This is a genomic window from Candidatus Poriferisodalis multihospitum (assembly GCF_028283155.1).
Lineage (GTDB): Bacteria > Actinomycetota > Acidimicrobiia > Acidimicrobiales > Poriferisodalaceae > Poriferisodalis > Poriferisodalis multihospitum.
The window spans coordinates 85,046-111,430 of the sequence record NZ_JAPYOK010000109.1 but is presented as its reverse complement, the minus strand read 5'-3'; the positions used below and the strand labels follow the sequence as shown (position 1 = coordinate 111,430).

Annotated in this window: 18 protein-coding genes and 1 pseudogene; 10 read left to right on the top strand and 9 right to left on the bottom strand. The window is 67.3% G+C overall.

Annotation, left to right across the window (positions count from 1 at the left end; translation table 11 throughout):
* Positions 1–105: 105 nt before the first annotated feature.
* From VI480_RS12850 to VI480_RS12840, 3 genes are read left to right on the top strand one after another with little or no spacing between them, the layout of a single operon-like run.
* Entirely contained in the window at positions 106–1,842 is a 1,737-nt protein-coding gene (locus tag VI480_RS12850; RefSeq protein ID WP_323673250.1) for an N-acyl-D-amino-acid deacylase family protein, read from the top strand.
* Between the two features lie 11 nt (positions 1,843–1,853).
* The gene (locus VI480_RS12845) at positions 1,854–2,567 is read left to right on the top strand and encodes a DsbA family protein (RefSeq protein ID WP_323673249.1); all 714 of its coding nucleotides are present in this window, start codon (positions 1,854–1,856) and stop codon (positions 2,565–2,567) included.
* A gap of 3 nt (positions 2,568–2,570) precedes the next feature.
* Entirely contained in the window at positions 2,571–4,184 is a 1,614-nt protein-coding gene (locus VI480_RS12840; protein WP_323673248.1) for an NAD(P)/FAD-dependent oxidoreductase, read from the top strand.
* 55 nt (positions 4,185–4,239) lie between these two features.
* Here the strand turns inward: VI480_RS12840 and VI480_RS12835 are convergent, their stop codons facing one another.
* Both VI480_RS12835 and VI480_RS12830 read right to left on the bottom strand, forming a co-directional pair.
* Complete coding sequence (locus VI480_RS12835) at positions 4,240–4,653, bottom strand: hypothetical protein (RefSeq protein ID WP_323673247.1); 414 nt, start codon at positions 4,651–4,653, stop codon at positions 4,240–4,242.
* Entirely contained in the window at positions 4,650–8,258 is a 3,609-nt protein-coding gene (locus VI480_RS12830; protein ID WP_323673246.1) for a DEAD/DEAH box helicase, read from the bottom strand. The genes VI480_RS12835 and VI480_RS12830 overlap by 4 nt, the downstream gene beginning before the upstream one ends.
* A gap of 247 nt (positions 8,259–8,505) precedes the next feature.
* Between VI480_RS12830 and VI480_RS12825 the strand changes: the two genes are divergently transcribed.
* The 6 genes from VI480_RS12825 to VI480_RS12800 all read left to right on the top strand — a co-directional run bounded on the left by VI480_RS12825 (position 8,506) and on the right by VI480_RS12800 (position 16,611).
* A complete protein-coding gene (locus VI480_RS12825) occupies positions 8,506–10,218 on the top strand; it encodes a proline--tRNA ligase (protein WP_323673245.1) in 1,713 nt (570 codons plus the stop codon).
* Between the two features lie 240 nt (positions 10,219–10,458).
* The gene (locus tag VI480_RS12820) at positions 10,459–11,181 is read left to right on the top strand and encodes a corrinoid protein (RefSeq protein ID WP_323673244.1); all 723 of its coding nucleotides are present in this window, start codon (positions 10,459–10,461) and stop codon (positions 11,179–11,181) included.
* Positions 11,182–11,332: 151 nt separating this feature from the next.
* A complete protein-coding gene (locus tag VI480_RS12815; RefSeq protein WP_323673243.1) occupies positions 11,333–12,031 on the top strand; it encodes a DUF1638 domain-containing protein in 699 nt (232 codons plus the stop codon).
* Entirely contained in the window at positions 12,028–12,957 is a 930-nt protein-coding gene (locus tag VI480_RS12810; RefSeq protein WP_323673242.1) for a dihydropteroate synthase, read from the top strand. The genes VI480_RS12815 and VI480_RS12810 overlap by 4 nt, the downstream gene beginning before the upstream one ends.
* A 10-nt stretch (positions 12,958–12,967) precedes the next feature.
* A complete protein-coding gene (locus tag VI480_RS12805) occupies positions 12,968–15,082 on the top strand; it encodes an ASKHA domain-containing protein (protein ID WP_323673241.1) in 2,115 nt (704 codons plus the stop codon).
* Complete coding sequence (locus VI480_RS12800) at positions 15,079–16,611, top strand: trimethylamine methyltransferase family protein (RefSeq protein ID WP_323673240.1); 1,533 nt, start codon at positions 15,079–15,081, stop codon at positions 16,609–16,611. The genes VI480_RS12805 and VI480_RS12800 overlap by 4 nt, the downstream gene beginning before the upstream one ends.
* A gap of 19 nt (positions 16,612–16,630) precedes the next feature.
* Here VI480_RS12800 and VI480_RS12795 read toward each other — a convergent pair whose 3' ends face one another.
* From VI480_RS12795 to VI480_RS12770, 5 genes and pseudogenes are all read right to left on the bottom strand, one after another.
* Positions 16,631–17,455, bottom strand: a complete 825-nt coding sequence (locus VI480_RS12795; protein WP_323673239.1) for an EamA family transporter — start codon at positions 17,453–17,455, stop codon at positions 16,631–16,633.
* A gap of 22 nt (positions 17,456–17,477) precedes the next feature.
* A complete protein-coding gene (locus tag VI480_RS12790) occupies positions 17,478–18,767 on the bottom strand; it encodes an MFS transporter (protein ID WP_323673238.1) in 1,290 nt (429 codons plus the stop codon).
* Positions 18,768–18,863: 96 nt separating this feature from the next.
* Positions 18,864–19,790, bottom strand: coding sequence for a 2Fe-2S iron-sulfur cluster-binding protein (locus VI480_RS12785; protein WP_323673237.1), 927 nt, complete (start codon positions 19,788–19,790; stop codon positions 18,864–18,866).
* Positions 19,787–21,551 (bottom strand): annotated as a pseudogene (locus VI480_RS12775) (NADH-ubiquinone oxidoreductase-F iron-sulfur binding region domain-containing protein). Before VI480_RS12775 ends, VI480_RS12785 begins: the two are co-directional and overlap by 4 nt.
* On the bottom strand, positions 21,544–23,589 hold the full coding sequence (locus VI480_RS12770; RefSeq protein WP_416246692.1) for a molybdopterin oxidoreductase family protein: 2,046 nt from the start codon (positions 23,587–23,589) through the stop codon (positions 21,544–21,546). Before VI480_RS12770 ends, VI480_RS12775 begins: the two are co-directional and overlap by 8 nt.
* A 211-nt stretch (positions 23,590–23,800) precedes the next feature.
* On the opposite strand from VI480_RS12770, the gene VI480_RS12765 reads away from it, so the two are divergent.
* A complete protein-coding gene (locus tag VI480_RS12765; RefSeq protein ID WP_323673234.1) occupies positions 23,801–24,556 on the top strand; it encodes an IclR family transcriptional regulator in 756 nt (251 codons plus the stop codon).
* On the opposite strand, the gene VI480_RS12760 is transcribed toward VI480_RS12765, so the two are convergent.
* Positions 24,553–25,599: an electron transfer flavoprotein subunit alpha/FixB family protein gene (locus VI480_RS12760; protein WP_323673233.1), complete on the bottom strand. Its 1,047-nt coding sequence runs from the start codon at positions 25,597–25,599 to the stop codon at positions 24,553–24,555. The two genes, VI480_RS12765 and VI480_RS12760, sit on opposite strands and share 4 nt — an antisense overlap.
* Positions 25,596–26,360, bottom strand: a complete 765-nt coding sequence (locus VI480_RS12755; RefSeq protein WP_323673232.1) for an electron transfer flavoprotein subunit beta/FixA family protein — start codon at positions 26,358–26,360, stop codon at positions 25,596–25,598. The genes VI480_RS12760 and VI480_RS12755 overlap by 4 nt, the downstream gene beginning before the upstream one ends.
* Positions 26,361–26,385 lie beyond the last annotated feature (25 nt).

Sequence of the window (26,385 nt, the reverse complement as noted above, 5' to 3'; positions counted from 1 at the left end):
GCAGGCCTGGAGCGGGACGGGTAGCGTGAAGAGACGGTTGCACGGGCGCTGGGCTCAGTTGCAACCGGCGCGGTCAGATCACGCCGAGCAGTACGGGGGCATGCCATGAGCGCTGAGTTCGACATTCACATCAAGGACGGGACGGTCGTCGACGGCACCCGGGTGCCTCGCTACAAGGGCGACGTCTGGATCCGCGACGGCAAGGTGGCCCAGCTCGGCGGCCGGCCGCAGGGAGCCTCGAAACGGGTGATCGACGCCGCCGGCAAGATCGTGGCACCCGGCTTTGTCGACCTGCACACCCACTACGACGCCCAGATTCGCTGGGATCCGTGGTGCACCATCTCGGGCTACCACGGGGTGACCTCGGTGGTGCTCGGCAATTGCGGGTTCGGCTTCGCCCCGGTCAAGCCCGAGTTTCGCGACCGTTCCATGCTCACCATGACTCGTACCGAGGCGATCCCCTATGAGTCGATGAGACTGGGTATGGACTGGGACTGGGAGACCATCCCCGAGTACTTGGACTCGCTGGACCGTGCCCCCAAAGGCGTCAACGTCATCCAGTACATGCCCACGGCATCGCTGATGACCTACGTCATGGGCCTCGACAAGGCCAAGGCGGGCGAGCCGGCTTCCGAAGCCGAGCGCAAGGAGATGGCCCGCCTCCTGCACGAGGGCATGGATGCGGGGCTCTGCGGCTTCTCCATCCAGCGCCTCGGCCCAGACAGCGTGCAGGCCGACTTCGACGGCTCCCCCATGGTCACCGACATCATGTGCGACGAGGACATCCTGAACCTGGCGCGCGTGCTGGCCGAGCGGGACGAGGGCTTCATCCAGATCACCCAGGGCACCGGCGATATCCGGGCCGACATCAAGTTCCTCGAGGTGCTCGCGGGCGCCGCCCAGCGGCCGATCCTGCACAACGTGGTAGCGCCCGCCCGCAAGGATCCCGAGGTGCATCGCCGGCCGCTGCGCTGGATCGACAAGTGCTGGAACCAAGACCTGCCGATCTACGCACAGTGCGGCACCGGGCGCGCAGGTTTCGCCTTCACGCTCGAGCACTGGAACCTCTACGACGCCTCCCCCGCCTGGCGAGCGGTCACCACGGGCTCCAAGGAGGAGAAGATCGAAAAGATGTCCGATCCGGAGCTGCGCAAGGCGCTGGTGGACGAGGCTGAGGAAGCCGACCGCCGGCTGCAGGTGATCCAGGCAGGCGTGGGCGGCAACCCCAAGGGCCTAGTCGTCCAGGGCGTCAATCGCCAGGCTGATATGCAGCAGTACGTGGGCCGCTCCGTCGGTGATCTCGCCGAAGAACAAGGCAAGCACCCCGTCGAGGTCATGCTGGACCTGTCCCTGCAGGGCGATCTCAACGTGGAGTTCCTGGGGCCCGACAAGGGCTCGAACGCTGAGTTCATGGGCGAGATGATGCAGTCGCCGTATGCCATCCCCGGTGTCTCCGATGGCGGCGCGCACACCAAGTTCTTCAGCGGCGGCTCCTATACCACCGACTTCCTGACGTGGCTGGTGCGCGACGAAGGCACCGTGACACTGGAGGAAGCGCACTACCGTCTCTCGGCGCTGGCCGCCCATGCTGCCGGCTTCAAGGATCGGGGCACGCTGCGCGAGGGCGCCGCCGCCGACGTGGTGGTCTACGACATGGAAGAGCTCGAGATCGACCCGCCGTGGATCGGCAACGTCGAGCACGACCTGCCGGGCGGCGAATGGCGCCGGGTGCAGCGTGCCAAGGGCTACGACCAGATCATCGTCAACGGCGAGGTCACCTTCGAATCCGGCGAATGCACCGGCGCAACCCCGGGCCGCCTGCTGCGCCACGGCCGCGGCTGAGCGGTGATCTCATGACCATCACTCCTGAGACCTACGACGGCCCCACCGAGGTTGACTTTCACTTCGACGTGATGTGCCCGTGGGCGTACCAGACCTCCATCTGGATGCGTGACGTGCGCGACCAGCTCGGGCTGACCGTGAACTGGAAGTTCTTCAGTCTCGAAGAGGTGAACCTGCGCGAGGGCAAGAAACATCCCTGGGAGCGCGACTGGAGCTACGGCTGGTCGATGATGCGCATCGGCGCGATCCTGCGGCGCGAATCGATGGACCTGCTCGACCAGTGGTACGCGGTGTCGGGCGAGGCCCTCCATGTGGACGGCAACCGTCCCCACAATCCCGACGTGGCCCGGCACCTGCTCGAACAGATCGGTGCCGATCCTGGCATCGTCGAGCTTTCCATCGACGACCAGAGCACCCACGACGAGATCAAGGCCGAGCACCAACGGGTCATCGATTCGGGCGGCTTCGGCGTGCCCACCCTGTACTTCGGCGACACGGCGATCTTCGGACCCGTGCTGCTCGACCCGCCAGCTGGCGAAGCAGCGCTGCGCATGTGGGAACTCGTCATCGGCTGGCTGGAATTCCCGCACCTGTACGAGATCCAGCACATGCCGCGCGACGAGAAGAAGATCTTCGACACCTTCAGGCCGTACCTCGAGGCACGCGATTGGGTGAGCATCAACCGCGGCAAGGAAGTCGGCTTCGAGCCTGCGGCAGCGGACTGATCAATGAACCGTGCGCGGCACAGCGATGTCGTGGTGCTGGGCGCCGGCGTGTCCGGCATCTACCAGATCAAGCGGCTGGTCGATCTCGGCATCGACGCTGTCGTCATCGAGGGCGAAGATGACCTCGGCGGCACGTGGTACCGCAATCGCTACCCGGGCTGCCGGTTCGACTCCGAGAGCTACACGTACGGGTACTCCTTCTCGAAGGAGGTGCTCGACGAGTGGCACTGGAAGGAGCGCTTCTCGTCTCAGCCGGAGAATCTGCGCTATCTGAATTTCGTGGTCGACAAGTTCGACCTTCGTCGCCATATGCGCTTCGGTTCGAGGGTCGAGCGGATGGCGTGGGACGACAGCGCCCGGCACTGGCATCTGCGGCTCAGCGACGGCAGTTCGCATACGGCGCGCTTCGTCATCACCAGCCTCGGCCCCCTGTCGGCACCGACGCTGCCGAGCTACGAAGGCATGGACGCATTCGAGGGCGACGCATTCCACACCTTCTTCTGGCCTGCCGAGCCGGTCGCGCTGGAGGGGCGGCGGGTCGGCGTCATCGGCACCGGGGCGACGGGCATCCAGGTGATCGCCGAGATCGCTGAGGTGGTTGCGGAGCTCAAGGTGTTCCAGCGCCGGCCCAACTGGAGCACCCCGCTCAACAACTCGCCGATCAACGACGACGAGATGGACGAGATCCGGGGGCGCTACGACGAGATCTTCGCCAACTGCGCGGCCTCGCCCGGCGGCTTCGAGCATGTGCCACGGTGGGGATTCTGGGACATGAGCGCGGCCGAGCGCCGCGCCTTCTGGGATGAGCTCTACTCGCAGTCTGGCTTCGCCATCCTGGCCGCGAACTTCGCGGAGATCTTCTTCGATGAGTCTGCAAATCGGGAATTGTCCGACTACATCGCCGACCGTGTTCGCGGCCGGGTCGACGATCCCGCCGTGGCTGAGAAGCTGATCCCGACAGACCATGGCTTCGGGCTCCAGCGCCTGCCGTTGGAAACCCACTACTTCGAGGCCTACAACCGTCCCAACGTGGAGTTGGTCGATCTGCGCGAGACGCCGATCGAGCACTTCACACGGTCTGGCATCCAGACCAGCGGCGCTCACTACGACCTCGATCTGATCGTCTATGCCACCGGGTTCGACGCCATCACCGGAGCGTATGACCGCGTGGAGATTCTCGGGGTCGACGGTGCCTCGCTCGGCGAGCGCTGGCGGGACGGACCCAGCACGTACCTCGGCGTGCTGTCGCACGGGTTCCCCAACCTGTTCATGGTGGCCGGACCCCAGAGCGTGTCCGGGTCGACGAACTTCCCCAGGGCGATCGAGACCGGAGTGGATTGGGTCACCGACTTGGTGACCTATGCACTCGAGAACGGCTACAGCAGGGTCGAGGCGAAACTCGAGGCCGAGCAGGAGTGGGTGAACGAGGTCATCCGTGCCCATGAGCGAATGCTGTTCCGACGCAGCAAGGGCTGGTTCACCGGCTACAACTCCAACGTTGCCGGCCACCAAGAGGGCAGCGTGCGCTACCAGGCCTATTTCGGCGGAGCGCCCCGCTACCGGGCCAAGGTCGACGCGATCGCCGCTGGCGGCTACGAGGGCATCAAGCTCGGGTGACGTCGACTGGGTCCGTGCATGTCGAGGCACAGCGGACCGGCTGTCTGAACAGCGCTCAGGACGTTGTGAACTCCTCGTCGACTGAAGCGAACAGATCCCCTGCTGCCGCCAGTGCGCCGGCCATTGCGACGGCACGCTGGTAGACGGCTTCGAAGTAGTGCTCGGCGGCTGCCTCGCGTCCCGCCAGAGGCGGTTTGCCGAGCGAGCGCACGGTCGACGTCGGATCGGTCGTGACCGAGATGCGGCGCGCCTCAGTGAGAATGTCGGGCAGTTGTCCCGGTCCAGCGTCGGCGATCGCCGATCCGTCTGCCGTTCCATTGGCGGCGGCATCAGGTTGTTCTGGCGACGGCGTCACGCCAGCGGCTCCATGCCAGAACGCTGCACTCGCCTCAGCGGCCTGCCGTTGCTGGACCTCGGCACCGTCGATGCGGCGGGTACGCGACGTCTTGCGTCGACGGCGATTGCTCATGACCCACCTGCGCTTGTCGGAACCGGCTCTGCCACCGGGGGCGTGCTGGTGTCAATCCCGTTGGAATCGTCGGCGAGGAGGGCATCAGGATCGATGCCCAAGGCGTGCCGGAGTTGCTCAGTGTCGAGATCGCCGATCGAGCTGGACTTCGGCAGCACCATGTCGGCGATGCGCCGTTTGCCGGCCACGACCTCCTCCACCCGCTCGTCCACCGTGCCTGGACAGACCAGGCGGTGGCAGATGACCGTGCGTGTCTGACCGATGCGCCATGCCCGGTCGCGAGCCTGGTCCTCGACAGCGGGGTTCCACCAGCGGTCGTAGAGCACCACATGACTCGCCGCGGTCAGGTTCAAGCCCGTGCCGCCTGCCTTGAGCGAGAGCACCATCGCCCCGGGCCCGTCCTCGGACTGGAAGCGTCGCACCATGCGATCGCGGGCAGAGCGACCGAGCCCGCCGTGGTAGCAGTCGATTTGCAGGCCGGTCCGCCGTGTCAGATGAGCGGCCAGCCGCTCGCCCCAGGTGGCGAAGTGCGTGAACACCAGCGCCCGCTCCCCCGCTGCGAATACCGCCTCGAGAATCTCGTGCAGCCGGTCGAGTTTGCCGCTGCGCCCCTCGATCTGCTCGTCGATGTCGTCGGGCCGGTAGTTGAGCGGATGGTTACAGATCTGCTTGAGGGCCGTAATGGCGGCCAGCACCGCCCCCTTGCGCCTCTCGCCCGCTTGCTCGCTCTCCGCCGTGTCGACGATCAGCTGGTCGAGCACTGCTTGGTACAGGCCGATCTGCTCTGGTGTCATTGCGCAGTGCGCGAGCTCGTCAATGCGGTCGGGCAGCTCGGCCGCGATCTGCGGCTCTGCCTTGGTCCGACGGAAAACCAGCACGCCATTGAGCGCATGCAAGGCCGATTCGGCGGCGCCGCGTGCGTCGCCGGGACGCTGCAACTGTGCGATGAAGGGTGTTCTGGAGCCGACCAGGCCTGGATTGCAGAAGTCCATGATCGCCCAGAGGTCGCCGAGGCCGTTCTCGATGGGGGTACCGGTCAAGGCAAGGCGGATCCGGGCTGACAGCCGGCGCAGCTGCTTGGCGGTCTCGCTGGTGTGGTTCTTGATGACCTGCGCCTCATCAACCACGATCCGGTCCCAGTGCACCTCCTGGAGGGCGTCGATATCGCGCACGGCAGTGCCATAGGTGGTGATCACCACATCGATCTGCCCGTTCTCGGCCGCATCATGGTCATCAGCGCCGGCGCTCTCGCGCAGCGCCTCGACCAGCTCTGCGGGCTCACGCCGGGCGGGGCCGTGATGAATGATCGTCGACAGCCCCGGTGTGAAGCGCGCCGCTTCGGCTGCCCAGTTGCTGACGACGGCTGGCGGCGCGATGACCAGAGCCGGGCCCTGTTGCTGGTCTGCAGCAATACGAGCGAGCACCGTGGGGGTTTTCCCCAGACCCATGTCCAAGGCGAGACAGCCCCCGAGGCCGGCTCCGTCCAGGAATTCCAGCCAGGCAACCGCCTCGGCCTGGTAGTTGCGCAGCTCGCCTACGAAACCCTCGGGGCTGGCCCGGGGCGCGGACGAGATCTCCGACGCGGAGCGCAGCAGATCGGCCGCCCAGCCGCTGCCGGAGATGGTGATGCCGCCGCGCACCGACGGGCCCTCGAGGCCCAGTACCTGGCGCAGCATCTGCGATCCGGTGAGGGCAGTGACCTCTGCGCGCTCGGCGAGCGCGGCGGCCGCCTCGGCGAGGTCGGCGTGATCCAGCGCGATCCACTGGCCCCGGTCGCGTACAAGCGGCCGTGCTTGGGAGGCCAGTTCATGAATCTGATCTGCGGTCAGCTCCACGTCTCCGAAGACCGCTGTCCAGCTCACGGCGGTGAGCTGCTGTGCCCCCAGGGCGCTGTCGGCGTCCTCGGCGGCGGTGAGTCGGAGCGAGGGGGCCGGGCGCTCGCGGGAGAGGTTCGGCACCTCGACCTTGAAGCCCGCGGACTGCAGCGCCGGCCCCGTCACCGACATCAGCTCCCATGCCTCGTCCTGACTGAGGATCACTTCGCCGCGCCGTTTGCCGCCGGGCCGCATCAGCACCGGCAGCAGCCGTTCGAGGCGGGTGAGCTGATCGCGCACTTCGGTGCGATGCGAGCTGACGCCGCTCACCATCGCGACCTCGACGGGCTCGGTCACTCCTTCTGGGCTGGTGGCGAGCACCTCCATGTGCCACGCCCCGACGTCGTCAGGCTCGTCCAACCGGACGACCAGCGATTGCCGGGCGGCACCAGTCACCGGCCTGGCCCACAGCTCGATGCGCCGGGCCAGATCGGAACCCTGAGTTGCCGAGCCGACAAAGCGGGTGCCGTCGAGATACGCCAGGAAGGCCTCGGCCATCTCCGCCCGGCTCCGAGGCTCGGGCGATGCCGCAGGAACATCGAGCCGCTTCGCGGCACTTGTCACAATCGCGTCGACCATGCCGGACAGGGCCGACTGCACCGTGGTGCGCGCCTCTGACTTGGGTTCGGGTGCGGCCACTGCACCTGGCAGGCAGTCGATGAGCGCCGCCAGTCGATCTGCTGGCGGCGAGGCCGGCTGCCACTGCACTGAGAATTCCGCGGTGTCGGGCCGCTTGCGGTTGCGGCGCTTGCGGACTCGGTGGAGCCGGGGCACCGTTCGCCCTCCCGCCACCAGTTCCACCGCCGTCCTGGCCGCGGTTCGCAGCCAGAGTGCGCTGGCACCGAGCAGAAGGTCGCCGTTCGGGCTGCTCTCGGCAGCATCGATCTGCTCGTTGCCGTGCAGGGATTCGTCGTCGCTGGCTGGATCGCTGCCGGCCAGCTCAGCGGGAGAGCTCCCGGATGTGGGCGATGAGCCGGCCGAGCTGCTGGCCGCCGGACCGTTGAGGCCGACCAGCCAGCCCAGGACGTCGCCGACATCAGCCACCAGTGCCTCGGCGCTCATCCCGCCCGGCAGCTTGATGTTCGGATGGGGGCGCCAGACGCTGTCTGGGGCTCCGGTGGCCACCAGGCGGTCCATGATCCGATCTGTGGGGTCGGGCTCGGTGCCGGCGCCTGCGGCCCACGCAACGATCCGGCCCGGTTGCCACGACAGCTGCAGTGCGGCCGGTTCGGGCAGCGGACCTGCTGCGGCATCGCCGGTGCCTGGATCCGAGGCTGCGTCATCGGGCGACTCGGTGGCATCGAGGCCCGTCAGGCGCTCGTAGGCGGCGGCAAGCTCGGAGAAATCGGTTTCGAAGTCTCGCACGACTTGCCGGCGGATCGGCCGGGGCAGCCGTCGGGCCCCCGACAGCGAGGATTCCGTCTGGTCGAGCAGATCCAGAAGAACTCGTTCCCAGCGCAGCCGGTCGGTCTCCAGCGCGGCGACGTCGTCGTTCCCGGCGATGCCTTGCGCCTCGGCCCAGACAAGACGCGCTATCTGGGACCAGCGCATCGTTGCGAGCGCAGAGACCCCTGTGCCGATGAGCCCGGGGCCATTGCGCCCTGTGCCGTTGGACCCTGTGGCGGAATCCGAGATGTCGCCGTTGCGAGCGATGTCATCGGCAGGCGCGAGCTGCTGAAGCGCCGGCGCGCCCCGGTTCGGAGTATGGGTCGGTGAGTCTTCGTCGCTCATCGCGTCATGCAGGGGCACGGGCAGGTGCGCTGCAGCGCCTGTCCGGACTGCGCTTGGGGCATGGCCCGAACTGTTGATGCAGGACCTGTTGCGGACACAGTCACCGTGGTCGGCACTGTGGCCCTGGTCCGCTGCCGAGACCGCACGACCGATGCATGGTCGCCGGTGCGCAGTCGCCGGCTACGCAGATTGAGGGTACTGGACACGCATTGCATCGCAACGCGGTTGCTCGCTTACGCTGCGTCGGATGCGATGGTCTGATTCGTTCATCCCGACGCTGCGTGATGCGCCTGGCGACGCCACCGCCGTGAGTCATCAGCTGCTCGTGCGGGCTGGGTTCATCCGGCAGCTGCATTCGGGGCACTACAGCTTGCTGCCGCTCGGGCTGCGGGTGCACAACAAAGTGGCCGATGTCGTCAGAGCGGAAATGGATGCCATCGGCGCGCAGGAGTTCCTGCTGCCTGCGATGCACCCGGCTGATCTGTGGCATCGCAGCGGTCGGTGGAACGTGATGGGTTCAGAGATGTTCCGCCTGCGCGACCGCAACGATGCAGACGTCGTGCTGGGCATGACGCACGAAGAGGTCTTCGCGGCGCTGGCGGCGGAGATGAGTTCGTACCGGGAGCTGCCTCAAACCTGGTACCAGATCCAGACCAAATTCCGTGACGAGCCCCGCCCGCGCAGCGGCCTGCTGAGGGTGCGCGAGTTCATGATGAAGGACTCGTACAGCTTCGACATGGACGAAGCAGGTCTCGATGTGTCCTTCGAGGCGCACCGCGAGGCATACGAGAAGATCTTCAAGCGGCTCGACCTCGATGCCATGGCCGTACAGGCTTCTTCGGGCGCCATGGGCGGCGATGCCAGCGTCGAGTTCATGGTGGAGTCGCCGGCAGGTGAGGACGACGTGGCGCGGTGTGCGGGCTGCGGGTACCGGGCCAACATCGAGCGGGCCCGTGCGTCAGTGCCACCCATCGATGATCCGTCCTCCGGCGACGCACCTGAGCGCTTCGCGACACCAGGCGTCCGCACCATCGATGCGCTCGCTTCCTTCGAAGGCGGCGCACCGGCCGACCGGCAGCTCAAGACGATGGTCATGGTTCTCGACGATCAGCTCACGTTGGTGGTTCTGCGAGGCGACCACCAGCTCAACCTGCAGAAGTTGGCCGATTTCAGCGGCGCGACCGATGTGCGTCCTGCCACCGAGTCCGAGACGGTGGCTCAGCTCGGAGCCAGTCCCGGAAGCCTGGGGGCGGTCGGCGTCGAGGGCCTGCCGATCTGCATAGATGAGGCCTTGCGGGGCCGCAGATCTATGACCACCGGCGCCAATGAGGACGACTGGCACCTGCGTCACGTGGACGTGGAGCGCGACATCATCGATCCGCAGTGGGCTGATCTGCGCGAGGTCACAGCAGGCGAGGCCTGCATCGTGTGCGGCAAGCCGCTGGAGATCGTGCGCTGCATTGAGGCGGGCCACATCTTCAAGCTGGGCCGCAAGTACTGCGAGGCGATGGGCGTGTCGGTGCTGGATGCGGACGGCATTGCCCAGACTCCGATCATGGGCAGCTACGGCATCGGCATCGGGCGGGCGATGGCTGCGGTGGCCGAGACCCATTACGACGAGCGGGGCCTGTGCTGGCCGGTCGGTGTCGCGCCGTTCGAGGCGGTCATCACCGTGCTCGATCCTGCCGATGAAGACCAATCGGCAGCAGGCGAGAGGCTCGAGCGCGAACTGGCTGCGCTCGGTGTCGACTGCCTCTACGACGATCGTCCGCTGCGGCCCGGTGTAAAGCTGGCAGATGCGGAGCTCGTCGGCGTGCCTTACCGGCTCACGGTCGGCGCGCGCAGCCTGGCGGAGGGCAACGTGGAGCTGACCGAACGCTCAACCCGCGAGACGCGCCTGCTCACAGTGGCCGAGGCGGCGGCCGTGACAGCCGGAGAGATCGACGCGCATCGCCGCTGAAACACGCCGGCAGGCGCCGGCATGTCGCCTTGAATTCACGTGCTCCTATGTCGCTGTTCCGGAAGGGTTCGTGGTACCGTACTGCTGTACCGTTCTGCGGCACAGTTCCACTATGCGGAACAGCAAGATGCTGAACAGCACAGCGGAACGACTTGGCCGCAGGACCCATGCTGAATCTTGGACAGTTGACCGGGACGGGGGTGCCCGGCACACGTCATGACCATGGCGAGGGGGCAAAGCATGGCCGATGCGGCAACCGTCGACAGCGCCGATGCTGATGAGGACATCGACCTCTCAGCCCTCGACGATGACGATCTCATCGCTCAGATGCATGACGATCTCTATGACGGGCTCGGCCCCGAGATCGTCGAAGGCACCGAGCTGTTGCTCGGGCGCGGCTGGGGGGCCGACAAGGTCCTCAATGAGGCGCTGGTCGAGGCCATGCGCATCGTCGGGATCGATTTTCGCGACGGGATCCTGTTCGTTCCCGAAGTGCTGCTCGCGGCCAACGCCATGAAGGCCGGCATGGCGGTGCTGCGGCCACTGCTTGCGGAGACCGGCGCGGAACCGATCGGCAAGATCGTGATCGGCACCGTCAAGGGCGACATCCATGACATCGGCAAGAACCTGGTGGGAATGATGCTCGAGGGTGCGGGCTTCGAGGTAGTGGACTTGGGGATCAACACTGACGTCGATGAGTTCCTCGGCGCCCTGGCTGAGCATCGGCCCGACATCTTGGGCATGTCAGCGCTGCTGACCACGACCATGCCGTACATGAAGGTGGTGGTCGACACGCTGATCGAGCAGGGCCTGCGCGACGACTACCTCGTCATCGTCGGCGGCGCCCCGCTGAACCAGGAGTTCGGCGAAGCTGTGGGCGCCGATGCCTACTGCCGCGATGCTGCCGTCGCGGCGGAGACCGCCACAGACCTCATCAAAGCCCGGCGCGCAGCCGCTGCATGAGATGACGGCCACCTCGTCCCCGGAATCGACCGCTCGCCGCCGGCGGCGCTCGCGTGCGCGCCGGACAGCCGAGGCTGCAGCGAAACCGGCGGCCGCACGGCGCGCACCGCGGCCGTCTGCCCGGGCCTCAGCCGAAGGCCCGTCGCGCCGCGTGCTGGTGCTCGGCTGCGGCGCACTCGCCAACGAGCTGCAGGCGATCGTCGGCACCGGAGGCCTGGAGCACATCGACGTGGAGTGCCTGCCGGCGAAGCTGCACAACCGTCCTGCGCTCATCGCGCCGGAAGTGCGCGCGCGGCTGGACCGGCTCGCGCGGCAGGGTCGAACCTACGAACAGATACTCCTCGGCTATGGAGACTGCGGCAGTGCCGGCGCCATCGACGACCTGTGCGCCGAGTTCGAGCGCGCTCATGCGGCGGGCAACGGGCCCTCGATGACTCGGGTGCCGGGAGCTCACTGCTACGAGTTCTTCGCCACCGCCCCGCGATTCGACGAGATGTCCGAGGCCGAACCGGCGACCTTCTACCTGACCGACTATCTCGCCCGTCACTTCGATCTGCTGGTCTGGAAAGGCCTCGGCATTGCCGATCATCCCGAGCTTGCAGAGCTCTATTTCGGCAACTACCGCCGCGTGGTGCTGCTGACCCAGACGCCGGATGGCTCGCAGCGCGCACGCGTCGAGGCCTGTGCACGCGCCGGGGCCGAACGCCTCGGCCTGCCACTAGAGATCGTCGAGACGGGCTACGGCGATCTCGAGACCACGCTGACCAGCGTCGCTGCGCCGAGGCGCAGCACAGTGCATTCCGAGCTCGCTGCGCCAAGACACAACGACGAGCACCAGGTGCCCGCGTGACCGACACCGTTGTCAGCTCCGCCACGCGTGAGGTGGTGATCGGCTTCGGCCGGCCGTTCGTGATGATCGGCGAGCGCATCAATCCCACCGGTCGCAAGCTGCTTGCTGAGGAGATGAAGGAGGGCGACTTCAGCCGGGTCGAAGCAGACGCGCTCGCCCAGGTGACGGCCGGCGCCCACATGCTCGATGTCAATGCCGGCGTACCGCTCGCCGACGAGCCTGCACTGCTCGCTTCGGCGGTGAAGCTGGTGCAGTCGGTCACCGATGTTCCGCTCAGTATCGATTCGTCGATCATCGAGGCGCTCGAAGCCGGCGTGGACGCCTACGTGGGCAAGCCCCTCATCAACTCGGTGACCGGAGAACCGGAGGTGATGGAGCGGGTGCTCCCGCTGGTGGCGCGGGCCGGAGCGGCAGTGGTCGCCATCTCCAACGACGAGACCGGCATCAGCGAGGACCCTGATGTCCGCTTCGACGTGGCGAAACGGATTGTGAGTGCCGCAGCCGACTACGGCATTCCCACCGCAGACGTGGTGGTGGACCCATTGGTCATGCCGATAGGCGCCATGGCCACGGCAGGACGGCAGGTATTCCATCTGGTACGCCGGCTGCGTGACGAACTGGGCGTGAACACGACGTGTGGGGCATCCAATGTGAGCTTCGGCCTGCCCAACCGCCACATCATCACCGGCACCTTCCTGGCTATGGCGATCGGGGCCGGGATGACATCGGCCATTATGAACCCGCTGCATGCCGATGTGAAGGCCGCAGTCATGGCAGGCGACGTCTTGGCGGGCAACGACGAGAACTGCGCGGCGTGGATCTCCGAGCACCGCGACCGCAGCGCAATGGGGGCTGACAGTGCTCCTGGCGCAGGGTCCGGCGATCGTCCCCGCCGACGGGGCGGACGTCGCGCACGCACCGGCTGACGGAGCCCTGGTGCCGACGGCCTCGGTCAGGGTGGTGTTCACCCCCAGCGGACGGGCGGGAGCGGTGAATGCCGGTACCACTGTGCTGGATGCCGCTCGGGAAATGGGCGTCGATCTCGACAGCGTGTGCGGCGGGCGCGGCATCTGCGGCCGCTGCCAGGTCGTGCCGTCGGTGGGTTCCTTTCCCAAGTGGGCCATCACTGCTGGCCCCGAAGCGCTGAGCTCGCTGGGTGCCGCCGAAGCCGCATACGAAGGCCGACGCCCGCTGGGTCCCTCCGCACGACTGGGTTGCCAGGCGCGTGTGCAGGCCGATGTGGTGGTGGATGTGCCGCCGGAAAGCCAGCTGCACGGGCCGGTGGTACGCAAGACCGTCGACGTAGGCGACATCGCCCTCGACCCACTGGCGACGCTGCATGCGGTGACAGTGCCGCCGCCGACGCTGGACGAGCGCCGCGGACTCGCCGAAGTCGTCATCGACTGCGTGGCCGATGAATGGGGCGTTCACCTGGCTGGCATCTTGCCGGGGGCACTAGCGGCGCTCCACGCGTCGGTCGCCGCCGGCTCCCCCGACGACGCTGGCGGTCGGCTGGTGACGGTCGCCGTTCGCTGGAGCGGCCCCGAGCGGAGCAAACGCACCGGCATGGTGACGGCTGTATGGCCTGGCGTCGCGACAGCGGCACTCGGCGTTGCGATCGACGTCGGCTCGACCACGATTGCGGGCCACCTGACCGACCTTCACAGTGGTGACGTGCTGGCCTCCGCCGGCCGCATGAACCCGCAGATCCGCCTCGGCGAGGACCTGATGAGCCGGGTGTCCTACGTGATGATGAACCCCGGCGGCGCCCAAGAACTCACCGCTCTCGTCCGAGACTCGCTTGCAGCGCTGATCACCGAGCTGTGCTCCGAAGCCGGTGCCGAGCCAGACGCTGTGCTCGAGGTGGTGCTGGTCGGCAACCCGATCATGATGCACATCGCGCTCGGCATCGACCCGACCCCGCTCGGACAGGCGCCGTTCACTCTGGCGACCGATGCCAGTGTCGAGGTGGATGGGCCGGAGATGGATCTGCCGTGCCCGGCGGCTCGCGTCTACGTTGCGCCCGCGATCGCCGGTCATGTGGGCGCGGACACTGCGGCGGCAGTGCTTGCCGGAGGACCGCATCGCGACGACGCCGTCACCCTCCTGGTGGACGTGGGCACCAATGCCGAGATCGTGCTGGGCAGCTCCGAGGGGTTGTGGGCAGCGTCCAGCCCGACCGGGCCCGCATTCGAGGGCGCGCAGATCAGCTGCGGTCAACGGGCGACACCCGGAGCGATCGAGCGGGTGCGCATCGATCCGGTGACGTGGGCTCCCAGAGTGCGTGTCATCGGCTGCGATCTGTGGTCCGACGAACCTGGCTTCGCGGAGGCAGTCGAGCGGCGCGTCGCCGCTGGTGTTCGCAGCACTGCAGCAGGCGTCACGGGGATCTGCGGTTCCGGGATCATCGAGGTCATCGCCGAGATGTACCTCGCCGGGGTGCTGTCGTCTGATGGGGTCATCGCGGCGCAGCCCGGGGAGGGCGAGCGGGCGTCCCGTGTGGCCTCCGATGGCCGGACATCGTCGTTCGTACTGTACGAGCCTCCCGAAGGTGCCGACGGGCCGACCATCACCGTCACCCAGAACGATGTGCGAGCCATCCAACTGGCGAAGGCGGCGCTGCGCGCCGGCATCGACCTGCTGCGCGGGCAGGCTGGCATCGAGGCTCCCGACCGAGTGCTGCTCGCCGGAGCCTTCGGGGCGCACATCGATCCGGTACGGGCGATGGTGCTCGGGCTCATCGGCGACTGCGACCCGGACGGGGTGCGGTCGGTCGGCAACGCAGCAGGCACCGGCGCTGTACGTGCGCTGCTGTCAGGGAGCCAGCGGGCCGAGATGGAGCGGGTGGTCCGCAGCATCCGCAAGATCGAGACTGCCACCGAGCCGAGGTTTCAGGAGCTCTTCGTGGCAGCCATGGCACTCCCTCATGCCACCGCACCCACTCCGCTGCTCGCGACGGCGGTGGACCTGCCCCGCCCATCCCGTAGAACTTCGAGTCCCCACAACCGCACCCGACGACGGCGAGCAGTCCCGATGAGCGAGGAATCATGAGCGAGCGACGACGGCGAGGAGGCGGCCGCGCGGCTCGTCAAGCGCAGCGGGCAACGGCCGACGTGGCGTTCAACACCCACGTACAGCGGAGGCTGCCGCCGGTGAACGTGCTCGACACCGAGGGCCTGGCCCAGATCGAGGAGAACGCCGAGACGATCCTGTCCGAGGTGGGGGTCGCCTTCCAGGACTTCCCCCGGGCGCTTGAGCTCTGGCGTGACGCCGGCGCAGAGGTCGACGGCGAGATGGTCCGGTTCCCGCGCGGCATGTGCCGCGAGATCGTCCAGGCCACCGCGCCGGCCAACTATGTCCAACACGCCCGTAACCCGGCTCGGTCGGTGCCGATCGGCGGTGACGCCACCGTGTTCGCCCCCAACTACGGCTCGCCGTTCGTTACTGACCTCGATGCTGGACGCCGGTATGCCACCCTCGGCGACTTCGAGAGGGTGGTGAAGCTGACCTGGATGCTCCCCCACCTTCACCACAGCGGCGGCACGGTCTGCGAGCCGGTGGACGTCCCGGTCAACAAGCGCCACCTCGACATGGTGTACGCGCACCTGCGTTATAGCGACAAGCCGCTGATGGGCTCGGTGACGGCGGCCCAGCGTGCAGCCGATTCGGTGGAACTCTGCCGCATCGCCTTCGGCGGCGATCTGAGCGATCGCACCGTACTGACGAGCCTCATCAACGCGTCGTCGCCGCTGCGCTGGGACGCCACCATGCTGGGCGCAGCCGAGGTGTATGCGCAGCACAACCAGGCATGTGTGATCTCGCCGTTCATCCTGGCTGGCGCCATGTCGCCGGTCACGGTGGCGGCGCTGGCCGCCCAGGCGCTGGCTGAAGCGCTGTCGGGCATGGCGTTCTGCCAACTGGTGCGCCCCGGGGCGCCGGTGATCTTCGGCACCTTCGCATCGTCAATGTCGATGGCCACCGGTGCGCCGACGTTCGGCACGCCTGAGGCAGGTCTGGCGATCTACGTCATGGCCGAGCTGGCGCGACGGGTCGGCGTGCCGTTCCGCTCGGGTGGGCAGTTCACCTCGTCCAAGGCACCCGATGCTCAAGCGGCCTACGAATCGGCATCCACGCTGCTGCCGACGATCGCCGCGGGGGTGAACTTCGTGCTGCACGCAGCGGGCTGGCTGGAAGGCGGCCTGACGCTGAGCTACGAGAAGCTGCTGATGGATGCGGACCAACTGGGGATGATGGAGGTGTACGCCCGGGGCGTGGACATGTCTGATAACGGCCAGGCGGTCGAGGCGTTCACGACGAACCCCCACGGCGACCATTTCCTGGGCCATCCGCACACGCTGGCCAACTTCGAGACGGCCTTCTACCAATCGTCGATTGCGGACAACAACAGCTTTGAGCAGTGGTCTGACGAGGGTTCGCTCGATGCGGCCCAGCGAGCCAACCGGCTGATGAAGCAGATGCTCGCCGCCTACGAGCCGCCGCCCATCGACGACGCGATCGACGCCGAGTTGCGCGACTACATCGCCCGGCGCAAAGCCGAAGAGCCAGACGCCATCGTCTAGCGCCAATGCGCTCAGTCACTCAGGCGGCGACGACGGCAGCGACGCCGGCAACAGCGGCCACGATGCCGATGGACTGGCGTGCATTGAGGGAATCCTGGTAGGCGACCCTGCCGACGATGACGCTCATCACCGGGAACATGGACGCCCCTACCACGGTCGTAGGCGGGTCGAACCAGATGCCGACGATGTAGAAGATCGTCGCGGCAGCACTCGCCACACCCGTCAGGAATGCGAAGCCCAGCACGTCGGGCGGCGGCAGCGCCGGGAGACCCCGTGCCGCGACCACGGCAGCCATGAGCCCGACCGAAGTCAGCCGTTGGCCGAATCCCGGCCAGGCGCCCGAGCTCTCAGACAGATCGACGAGGACGCTGAGCCCGATGCCGTAGCCGAGCCCCGAGAGCGTCGCCCAGACCGTTCCGGCCCCGACGTGTTTGCCGCGAGTGCCTCCTGCAGTCACTAGGCCGAGCCCTCCGAAGGCGGCGGCGGCGCCGATGATGCCGATGAGCGGCGGATCGTGGCCTCGCAGTGCCGTGTAGGCAAACGGGATGACGGCCGACAGCGTCGCCACGATCGGCGCGGCAACCGCAGAGCCGGCCCGGTCCAGCGAGGTGTAGTACAGCGCCAGGCCAGCACCGAGCCCGAAGCCCGACACCAATCCGCGCGTGAAGTCGTCTCCGGCGAATGAACCCGGAATGAATGGCAGCACTGCGAGCGCCACCAACGCAGCAGCACCCTGGAACACGATCATCGCCGACAGCACGTGACAACGGGTCACCACCCGGCGCCCGAACAGGTCGCTGGTGCCGATGCTCAATGACGTGAGCAGACCGAACAGCGCTCCCACGGCTCCTGCCTCCTCGGCCCGCCTACCGCCGCCGACGGAGCAGCGCTGCCACCGCGGTCGAGGCCCGGGCGGGAATCGGATGGAAGCGGCCCTGCTCGGACACCGTCGGCCCGGCCACGAGCAGCATCCGCCCTGCCACGAAAACGGCCACCGCCACGTGTGACACTGCCATGACGAAGTAGAACGCGTTGAGGGTCAGCGACATCCCGATAGCGGCGCAGATCGGCCCCACCGTGGCGCCGACCCCGTTCATGCGCACCAGCACGGCGCTGGCGCCTGCCCGCTGGGAATCACGCAGCCAGTCATTCGTCTGAGCTACTGCCAGCGAGTAGATGGGATAGGCGAACGCACCCATCACGCCCATCACAGCGATGCCCGCGATGCTCCGTTCGTCGAGCGCCAGCATCATCAAGCAGGCGGCCGCAGCAATCGACGCGGCCAGCACCATGACGATGCGTCGAGGCACGCGGTCTGACAGACGGCCGAGCGGGAGCTGCCCGAACAGGCTGCCGATCATCGGGGCTGCGACGAACGCCGCTACCTGAATTGGCGACAGCCCCCGTGACGCGGCGTACACCGCTCCGATGCCCGATATCGAGCCCAGCGCGCCACCCACCAGAAACGCGACCACAACACCGGTCGGCGCGGTGTGCAGGAGCGTGCGGAGCCCGACGCGCTCGGGGACGACCACAGGAGGGTTGGCCGAAGCAGACAGAGACATCGGTACCAGCGCAAGCGACACCAGGACGGACACCACGGCGAACAGCGTGAAGCCGTTGGTATCGGCGAGGGCCACCATGAACTGGCCTGTGGCGATTGCACCCATGGTGATGACCATGTAGCGAGCCAGCATCCGGCCGCGGTTCTCATTGGTCGCCAGTTCGTTCAGCCAAGTCTCGGCTACCACGATCAGCGCAGCGAAGCACATCCCCCACAGGAATCGCCCAGCACCCCAGACCAGCGGGTTGACCCACACCGCCTGCACGAGCACCACGCTGCTGCCGGCAGACGCCAGCGCAGCGAAGACACGCACATGGCCGACCTGGCGCAGAAAGTGAGGAGCCACCGCGGAGCCCGCCAGGAACCCCACGAAGTTCATTGCCATGACCAGGCCCGCGACCGTCGAGCCGAAGCCCTCGGATTCGGCCCGCACACCGAGCAGCGTGTTCTGCAGACCGTTGCCCGCCATCAACAGCGCGATGCCAACGAACAGGGCAGTGCTGCGGGCGGCGCGTGACGCAAGTGCAGGGCCGCCTGCGTGCGGTTCGGGAGCCGCGGTGCGGCCGATTCTCGGCACATGGTCCGCGGCCATGTCACGAGCACGCTCCAGCGCGCGCACGCGGCGAGTTGCCCGGACTGTGCTGGTCGGGGTCGGTTCAGGTGCTGGCGTCTGCGCCGACACCTGCGACTAGTGCTCCGCTGCCGATGTTGTGGGCGGCTCGAACGCTGGCGCATGCACGTACTGCCATCCGAACCGGCCCTTGATGCACAGATGGCCGCTGGTCACCGAGTGATCGGCGGGCGACGTTACTTTCACGATGCGCTCGTCCTGGACATGCAGCTCGAGATTGCACCCCACACCGCAGTAGGAGCACACCGTGCGGGTGACGGCTTGATCGTCGGGGCGCCACTCCCCTACAGCTCGCAGGTCGAACTCGGTGCGGAACTGCAAGGCGCCGGTAGGGCACACCGCCACGCAGTTGCCGCAGTACACGCAGGCGCTGTCGGGGAGCTCGGCGTCGTATTCGGTGCGGATGCGGGCATCGAATCCGCGTCCTGCCACTGCGATGGCGAAGGTGTGCTGGGCATCGTCGCCGCAGGCCTCGACGCACTTGTAGCACAGCACACAGCGGTCGTACGCACGGATGTACAGATCATCCTGGATGCGTACAGGTTCATCGACGCGCTCGGGTTCAGGGCGCAAGGACAGGCCGCCGCCGTCGTCCGCCGAGCCCTCGTAGCGGGCCGGATCGGCGCCATAGATTCGTGACCAGTCGGCAATCTCTGACGCCTGTGAGAGGTCATTCGCCGAGCCGAGGAACTCCAGCACCATGCGCCGGCTGTGGCGCACTCGCTCGGAATCGGTGCTGATCTGCATCCCCGCCTCAACCGGTCGTGAGCACGCCGGCACGAGCGTGCGAGACCCTTCGAGCTCCACGACACAGACACGGCAGACGTTCACCGGCGTGAGGTTGGGCGCCCAGCAGATGGTCGGCGTGTCGACGTCGGCTGCCGTGCAGGCCGCCAAGATCGTCTCCCCCTCGGGCACCGTCACCTCGCGCCCGTCGATGCTCAGCGTCACCTGCCGGTCACTGCTGCCATTGCCAGAACTCATAGTTGCCCGTCTCCTAGCAGACCCAGCCGCATGGCGGAGAGCACCGCTGAGGCTGCCGTATGGCCGAGCCCGCAGATGGACGCGTCGCCCATGGCGTCTGCGATGTCTCCGAGCAGCTCACGCTGAGGTTCCGTCGACCGTCCTGTGCGACGGATCTGCGTCACCAGCTCGTGCTGGCGGACAGTGCCCACGCGGCAGGGAACGCACTGGCCGCACGACTCGTCGCGGAAGAACTTGGCCAGTCGCTCGACCACGGCGCTCATGTCAGCCGTGTCGTTGAAGACCATCACCGGGCCTGAGCCGAGCGTTGTGCCCGCAGCCCGTGTGTCCTCCAGGGAGAGCTGCAGCCCTCCGGCGTCGGGTCCGACGAAGCTGCCCGCAGCACCGCCCAGCAGCACTGCGGCCAGTGTGCCCTGCACTCCCCCGGCCAGCCATCCCGAAGGGAGCTTCGTACAGCCCTGGCCGGCCGACGTGACCGGAGAGGCAGAACAGCTTCGTGCCCGGCGAGCCGTCGGTTCCCACGCTGCGGTACGCCTCAGGACCGATGCGCAGGATCTCATTCACGTTGAGCAGAGTCTCAGGGTTGTTCACCACCGTGGGGCGGCCGAACAGCCCATGGGTCGTGGGGAATGGCGGCTTGTTGCGGGGCTCTCCCCGGAAGCCCTCGAGCGAGTTGAACAGGGCCGTCTCTTCACCGCAGATATAGGCGCCCGCTCCCCTGCGCAGCTCGATGTCGAACGGTTGCCCGGACCCGGCTGCGTCATCGCCGAGCCAGCCGGCGCTGTGGGCCTGCGCGATGGCGTGCCGGAGGCGTTGCGTGGCCAGTGGGTATTCACCGCGTATGTAGATCCAGCCGTGTTCAGCGCCCACGGTCAGGCCGGCAACAGCGATGGACTCGATGATGGCCAAGGGTTCCAGCTCGCAGAGCAGCCGGTCTTTGAATGTTCCGGGCTCGGATTCGTCGATGTTGGCGACGACGTGCTTGGGACCTTCGCCATCGGCCACCGCTCGCCACTTGATGCCGGTGGGAAAAGCAGCCCCGCCGCGCCCCGACAGCCCCGCTGTGGTCACCTGGGCGATGACTTCGTCGGTTCCGAGGCGCAGCGCAGTGTCAAGGGCTGTTCCCCCACCTCGTTCCCGGTACGCCTCCATCGACATGCTCTCGTTGTGGCCGGGATCCCGTCCGATCATGTGTCGCAGCAGGCTGGGCGCCTCAGGCGCTGGCGCCGTGACGCTGACGAGCAGTGAATCCGGACCGCTGCCGTCTGCGGGGACGCGGTCGGGCTCGCGGCGACCCTGGATGAATACCGCCGGCGCCCGTTCGCACTGCCCGAGGCAGGGACCCTCGTGCACGGCATGGCCCTGTGAGCGCAGGTGCTCCGCCAGCGGTGCCGCACCGGCCAGCGCGCAGATGGGATCGACGCAGACATGACGAACGCTGAGCTCGTGGGCGGGAGCCTCGGTGCGGAACATCTCGTAGAACGTGGCGACGCCGTAGGCCTCCGCCGGTGGCACGCCCAGCGTCCGGCCGACGAAGTTGAGGCCGCCCGGCGAGATCCAGCCGGCCTCGCGCTGGAGAGCGTGCAGCGCGGGCAGTAACAGGTGCCGCATCTGCTTGCGCCGCTGCATCCCTGCGCGCACAACACGCGGATGCGAGACCACAACGGCGCCGTCGCTAGCCTCGTCGACGCTGAGTGCAGCCAGCACCGCTCGTCGCTCCGATGCGGTGGGCTCCGCATCGGAGAAGTGCAGGTCAGCCACCAGCGCCACCTGCCGCTGCGGTGCCAGATGCGCGGCCGGCGACGGCTGTGCCGGATACGCCGCCTGCGGCGGCCGTGGCAGGGGGCAGCGGGTCGATGCGAACGGACGCGGCTTTGAACTCCGCCGTGCCGCTGCGGATATCCCAGGCGTCGTTCGTCAGCAGGTTCGCATCCACCAACTCCGGAAAATGGAACGTCGTGAAAACCAGGCCTGTGGGAAGGCGATCGGTGACATGCACGCGCATATCGACCGAGCCCCGTGGCGAGCTCACACGCACAATGTCGCCTTCGACAACTCCGAAGTCTGCTGCATCGGCAGGATTGATCTCGATGGCGTCACCGGAGCGGATCGGCGAGGAGTAGCCGGCGGACTGCGCGCCCGTGTTGTAGGAGTCGAGCACCCGGCCGGTGGTCAGGCGCAACGGGAACTGTTCGCTCAGTGCCTCCGCAGGAGGACGATGGACGACGGTCGAGAACGGTGCCGGAGCGTGACCGTCGAGGCCGGGCTCCCAGAGCCAGCCGTGCAGGAACTCGGTGCCGGGATGGTCGTCGTGGGGACAGGGCCACTGCAGGCCGCCGCTCGCCTCGAGACGCTCCCAGCTCATGCCGCCATGCAGCGGCGACAGCGACCGCATCTCGTCCCACAACTCCTGCGCGGATGTGGCCGTCCACTGCGCGCCCATGTGCGATGCCAAATCGCTGATGATGTGCACATCGTCGCGTGCGTCACCCTGGGGAGGCACTGCGGCACGCACCCGCTGGACACGTCGTTCGGAGGAGGTGACTGTTCCCTCGCTGGACGACCAACCCGCAGCCGCGGGCAACACCACGTCGGCCATCCGTGCGGTACGCGTCAGCGAGATGTCCTGAACGACCAGCAGATCCAGCCCGTCGAGCAGCTTGCGTGCGTGCGCCACATTGGCTTCGGAATCGGCCGGATTCTCCCCGATGACGTAGAGGGCCCGCAGCTCGCCATCTTCCATGGCGTCGAACATCGCGGTGAGGTGCTTGCCCGGCACGGGATTCAGCTCACAACCCCAGGTGCTCTCGTAGCGAGCCCGGACCTCGGGGTCAGTGAGGAGCTGGAACCCGGGCAGCCGATCAGGCAGAGCACCCATGTCGCCGCCGCCCTGCACGTTGTTCTGGCCTCGCAGGGGCACCAGGCCCGAGCCGCGCCGACCGACATGGCCGGTCAGCAGCGCCAAGTTGCACAGCGAGAGCACGTTCTCGACCGCCGTGTGGTGCTCGGTGATGCCCAGCGTCCACAAGATCTGCGCTCGGTCGGCCGTGGCATAACGGTGGGCCATCTCCGCGATGGCCTCTGCCGGCACGCCGGTGAGCCGCTCGCCCTCCTCGAGCGTGAACGGCTCTACCGATGCTGCGTAGGCATCGAACCCCGTCGTCGCATGATCGATGAAGGACTGGTTGTGCATTCCCTGAGCGATGATCTCGCGAGCCACCGTGTTGGACAGCGCGATGTCTGTGCCCACGTCGAGGCCGAGCCACACGTCGGCAAACTCGGCCGAGGAGGTTCGGCGGGGATCCACTGCGTACATGACAGCGCCGCTGTCGAGGCCGCGCAGCAGGTGATGGAAGAAGATCGGGTGGGCCTCACGGGCATTCGATCCCCAGAGCAGGATGACATCAGTCTCGGTGATTTCCTGGTACGAGCACGTTCCGCCCCCGAGTCCGAACACTGTCGCCAGACCGACGACCGACGGAGCGTGTCAGGTGCGGTTACAGGAATCGATGTTGTTGGACTTCAGCACCGTCCGCATGAACTTCTGGGCTGCGTAGTTCATCTCATTCGTGCTCTTCGAGCACGAGAACATGCCGACGCCGCCGGCGCCGTGTTGCTGGGTGGCCGCCCGCAGCCCTGATGCAGCACGGTCGAGCGCATCGTCCCAGCTCGCAGGGCGCAGGACGCCGCCGTCGCGTACGAGCGGCGTGTCGAGCCGCGCGAGAGGTGCTTGGCGCCCCCCCGATCGTGCCCCATTTCGTCGGGCTGTGCCTCTTTGAGCACTGGTCCCCCGCGGCATCGCCCCTCCCCGATACGCCTGAGTGCCGTGGTCCAGAATTCTACGCTGTCCCCGAGCCCTTTACCGTGACTACAACAGTTTTACCCTGACTACAGATCTGCTGCCCCGTATCGGCAGTGTGGCGTTCCGTAGAGCAGAACAGTTCCACAATACGGCACAAAAATACCGTCAACCGACAGGTCCATGCTGCCCGCGGGCTACCGTGGAGCCGGTGCAGTCGATCTCTCGCGCGTTCGCTGTCCTGCGGGCATTGGCCGTGGGTCCGCAGGGTGTCACCGACGTTGCCGATCACGTCGGGCTGCCCAAGAGCACGGTGGCCCGGCTGCTGACATCGCTCGAAGCAGTCGACGCCGTCGTCCAGGACGACGCGGGTGGCGACTACCGGCTCGGACAGGGACTCATCGACATCATCGGAGCTGCTGGTGCAGATCGGAGTCTGCTGGCCGCGGCACGCCCGCACCTGCACAGCCTGGTCAACCAGGTCGGCGAGACAGCCGGCGTGAGCGTTCGTGCTGATCGGACGGTGTACTACCTCGACCAGGTCGAGCCCGAATCGGAAGTGCAAGTGCGCTCGTGGACCGGCGAGTACTGCCCGATGCACTTGGTGCCTTCAGGGCTCGTGTACTTGGCCCATCTCAGCCCCGCAGCACTCGACGAATACATGCGCGCTGGTCTCGAGGCGACGACCGCGAACAGCATGGTCGATGCCGATGCGATGAAGACTCGGCTGAGCCAGGTTGCCAACGCCGGATACGTCTGGGTGTACGAAGAGTTCGCCATCGGGATCAACTCTGTGGCTGCGCCGGTATTGAACGAAGAAGGGGCGGTGGTGGCGGCACTGCATGTTCACGGGCCGGCATACCGTTTTCCCGATCCGAATAGCACTCACGACATCGGCCTTGTGCTCATCGAGGCCGCGTCAAACCTGGCAGAGCACCTGGCCGGACGAGCGCCGCTGCCGGTCTAGCTGGGCGGACGGTCGCGGCGGCGCCGGATCTCGTCGCAGATCGCGGGCACGACCTCGTGCAGGTCGGCAATGACTGCGTAGCCCGCCTTGGTGACCATGTTGGCTTCCGGGTCGATGTTGATCGCCAGAATGTTCTTCGAACCCATGGCGCCGACCCAATGCTGGATCGCGCCCGAAATGCCGCAGGCAATGTAGATCTCCGGGGCAATCCGGGTGCCGGTCTGACCGACTTGGTCTGCGTGCGAGCGCCAGCCATTGTTCGTCACCGCTCGCGAGCAGCCGACGCGGCCGCCGAGCAGCTCCGCAAGCTCTTCGAGCGGGGCGAACCCGTCTGCTGAGCCGACGCCTCGGCCCCCCGACACCACGACTGGCGCGGTGGACAGCGTGATGCCCTCGGTGAGCGTCACCCGATCGCGGACCAGGGTCTGCTGCACTTCAGGCCCTAGGTCGGGCTTGAAATCGGCAACGGTCGTATGGACGGAACCGCCTTCGCATGGCTCCGCCTCGATGGAGTGCTGCGCAATGGTGAGCAGCGGCAGGGTCGAGGTGAGAGTCACGTCCTCGAGCAGCGAGCCGCCCCACTGGATGCGGGTGATACGCCACGCCTCGCCGCCTGCGGGGTCGGACGGCGCATCGGTCAGAGAGCCCGCTGGAGACACGTTCACGCAGTTGGCCACGAGCGGTAGGTCTCTGCGGGCGGCGAGCTGTGCCATGGCCTCGGCACCTCGATCGGTGCCCGCCGCCATGACGGCCACGGGCCCCGCAGCCTCGACGAACATTGCGAGCGCAGCACCCCAGGCGTCGGGTCCATAGTCGGCCAGGAACGAATGGCGTCCGCAATGCACCGCAGCGGCGCCGTAGGCGGCACAGGTGGCAACGAGGTCTGCGCCATGCGCATCGAACAGGTCGCCGTCGCCCAGGATGACGGCATCGAGCTCCGCGTTCAGGTCCGCGGCGAGCGAGCGGGCCGCAGTCAGGGCTTCCAGGGCCCCTCCGGAGGGGACACCACGGTCGTGGTCGATCAGGACGGCGACGCTGCTCACAGCACCCCCAACTCGTCCAGCAGGTCCACCACGGCGGGTGCCGCCGCGGCACTGGCACCGAGCTGCACCGTGGTGCTGGCACGCTCGGGCGGCCGGTGCAGCCGGACCCGCGACTGCCCGCCGGCGTCAGCATCGGCGGCACAGTCGAGCAGCTGGATCTGGGCCTTGCGCGAGGCGAGGCGCCCTTTCATGGTCGGGTAGCGGGGCAGGTTGATGCCTTCCTTGACACCGAGCGCGCAGGGCGCCTCGAGCTCGTACACCTCGTAGCCGGCATCGGTCTCGCGGCGAGCCGTGAACCCTCGCTCGTGGGGGTCGATGCCCTTGATGCCGTTCACAATCGGCCTCCCGAGTGCGTGTGCGACCCGGATACCGACCTGGAAGTTGCCCCCGTCGGCAGATTCGTTGCCGAACAGGATCAGGTCGAACTGCCCCCCGGCGGCCTCGAGTTCCCGCACAGCGGAGGTGATGGCGGCGGCGGTGCGCTGGGGATCCCAGTCGAGGCCACTGTCTGCGAGCACCAGCGCGAATTCGGTGCCGCCCACGCTGGCTGCATATCGCAGCTGCTCGGTGGATTCTTCGGGACCGAGCGTGAGCACCACCACGGTGTGGTCGTCGCCGTCGAGCCGCTCCGCGATCTGGGCGGCTTCCTCCACGGCGCATTCCTCATGCGGGCTGGTGGTGAAGCCCAGGTGCGCAGTGTCGACCTGCTGAGCGTCGGCGGTCACGTTGATACGCGATCCCACGGCGGGGACCCGCTTCACGCAGACCAGGATGCGCACCGGCGCG

Coding starts and splice junctions, on each gene's coding strand:
- VI480_RS12850 (WP_323673250.1), top strand. CDS start 106: ATGAGCGCTGAGTTCGACATTCACATCAAGGACGGGACGGTCGTCGAC.
- VI480_RS12790 (WP_323673238.1), bottom strand. CDS start 18,767: ATGGCCGCGGACCATGTGCCGAGAATCGGCCGCACCGCGGCTCCCGAA.
- VI480_RS12800 (WP_323673240.1), top strand. CDS start 15,079: ATGAGCGAGCGACGACGGCGAGGAGGCGGCCGCGCGGCTCGTCAAGCG.
- VI480_RS12835 (WP_323673247.1), bottom strand. CDS start 4,653: ATGAGCAATCGCCGTCGACGCAAGACGTCGCGTACCCGCCGCATCGAC.
- VI480_RS12840 (WP_323673248.1), top strand. CDS start 2,571: ATGAACCGTGCGCGGCACAGCGATGTCGTGGTGCTGGGCGCCGGCGTG.
- VI480_RS12785 (WP_323673237.1), bottom strand. CDS start 19,790: ATGAGTTCTGGCAATGGCAGCAGTGACCGGCAGGTGACGCTGAGCATC.
- VI480_RS12820 (WP_323673244.1), top strand. CDS start 10,459: ATGGCCGATGCGGCAACCGTCGACAGCGCCGATGCTGATGAGGACATC.
- VI480_RS12830 (WP_323673246.1), bottom strand. CDS start 8,258: ATGAGCGACGAAGACTCACCGACCCATACTCCGAACCGGGGCGCGCCG.
- VI480_RS12825 (WP_323673245.1), top strand. CDS start 8,506: ATGCGATGGTCTGATTCGTTCATCCCGACGCTGCGTGATGCGCCTGGC.
- VI480_RS12845 (WP_323673249.1), top strand. CDS start 1,854: ATGACCATCACTCCTGAGACCTACGACGGCCCCACCGAGGTTGACTTT.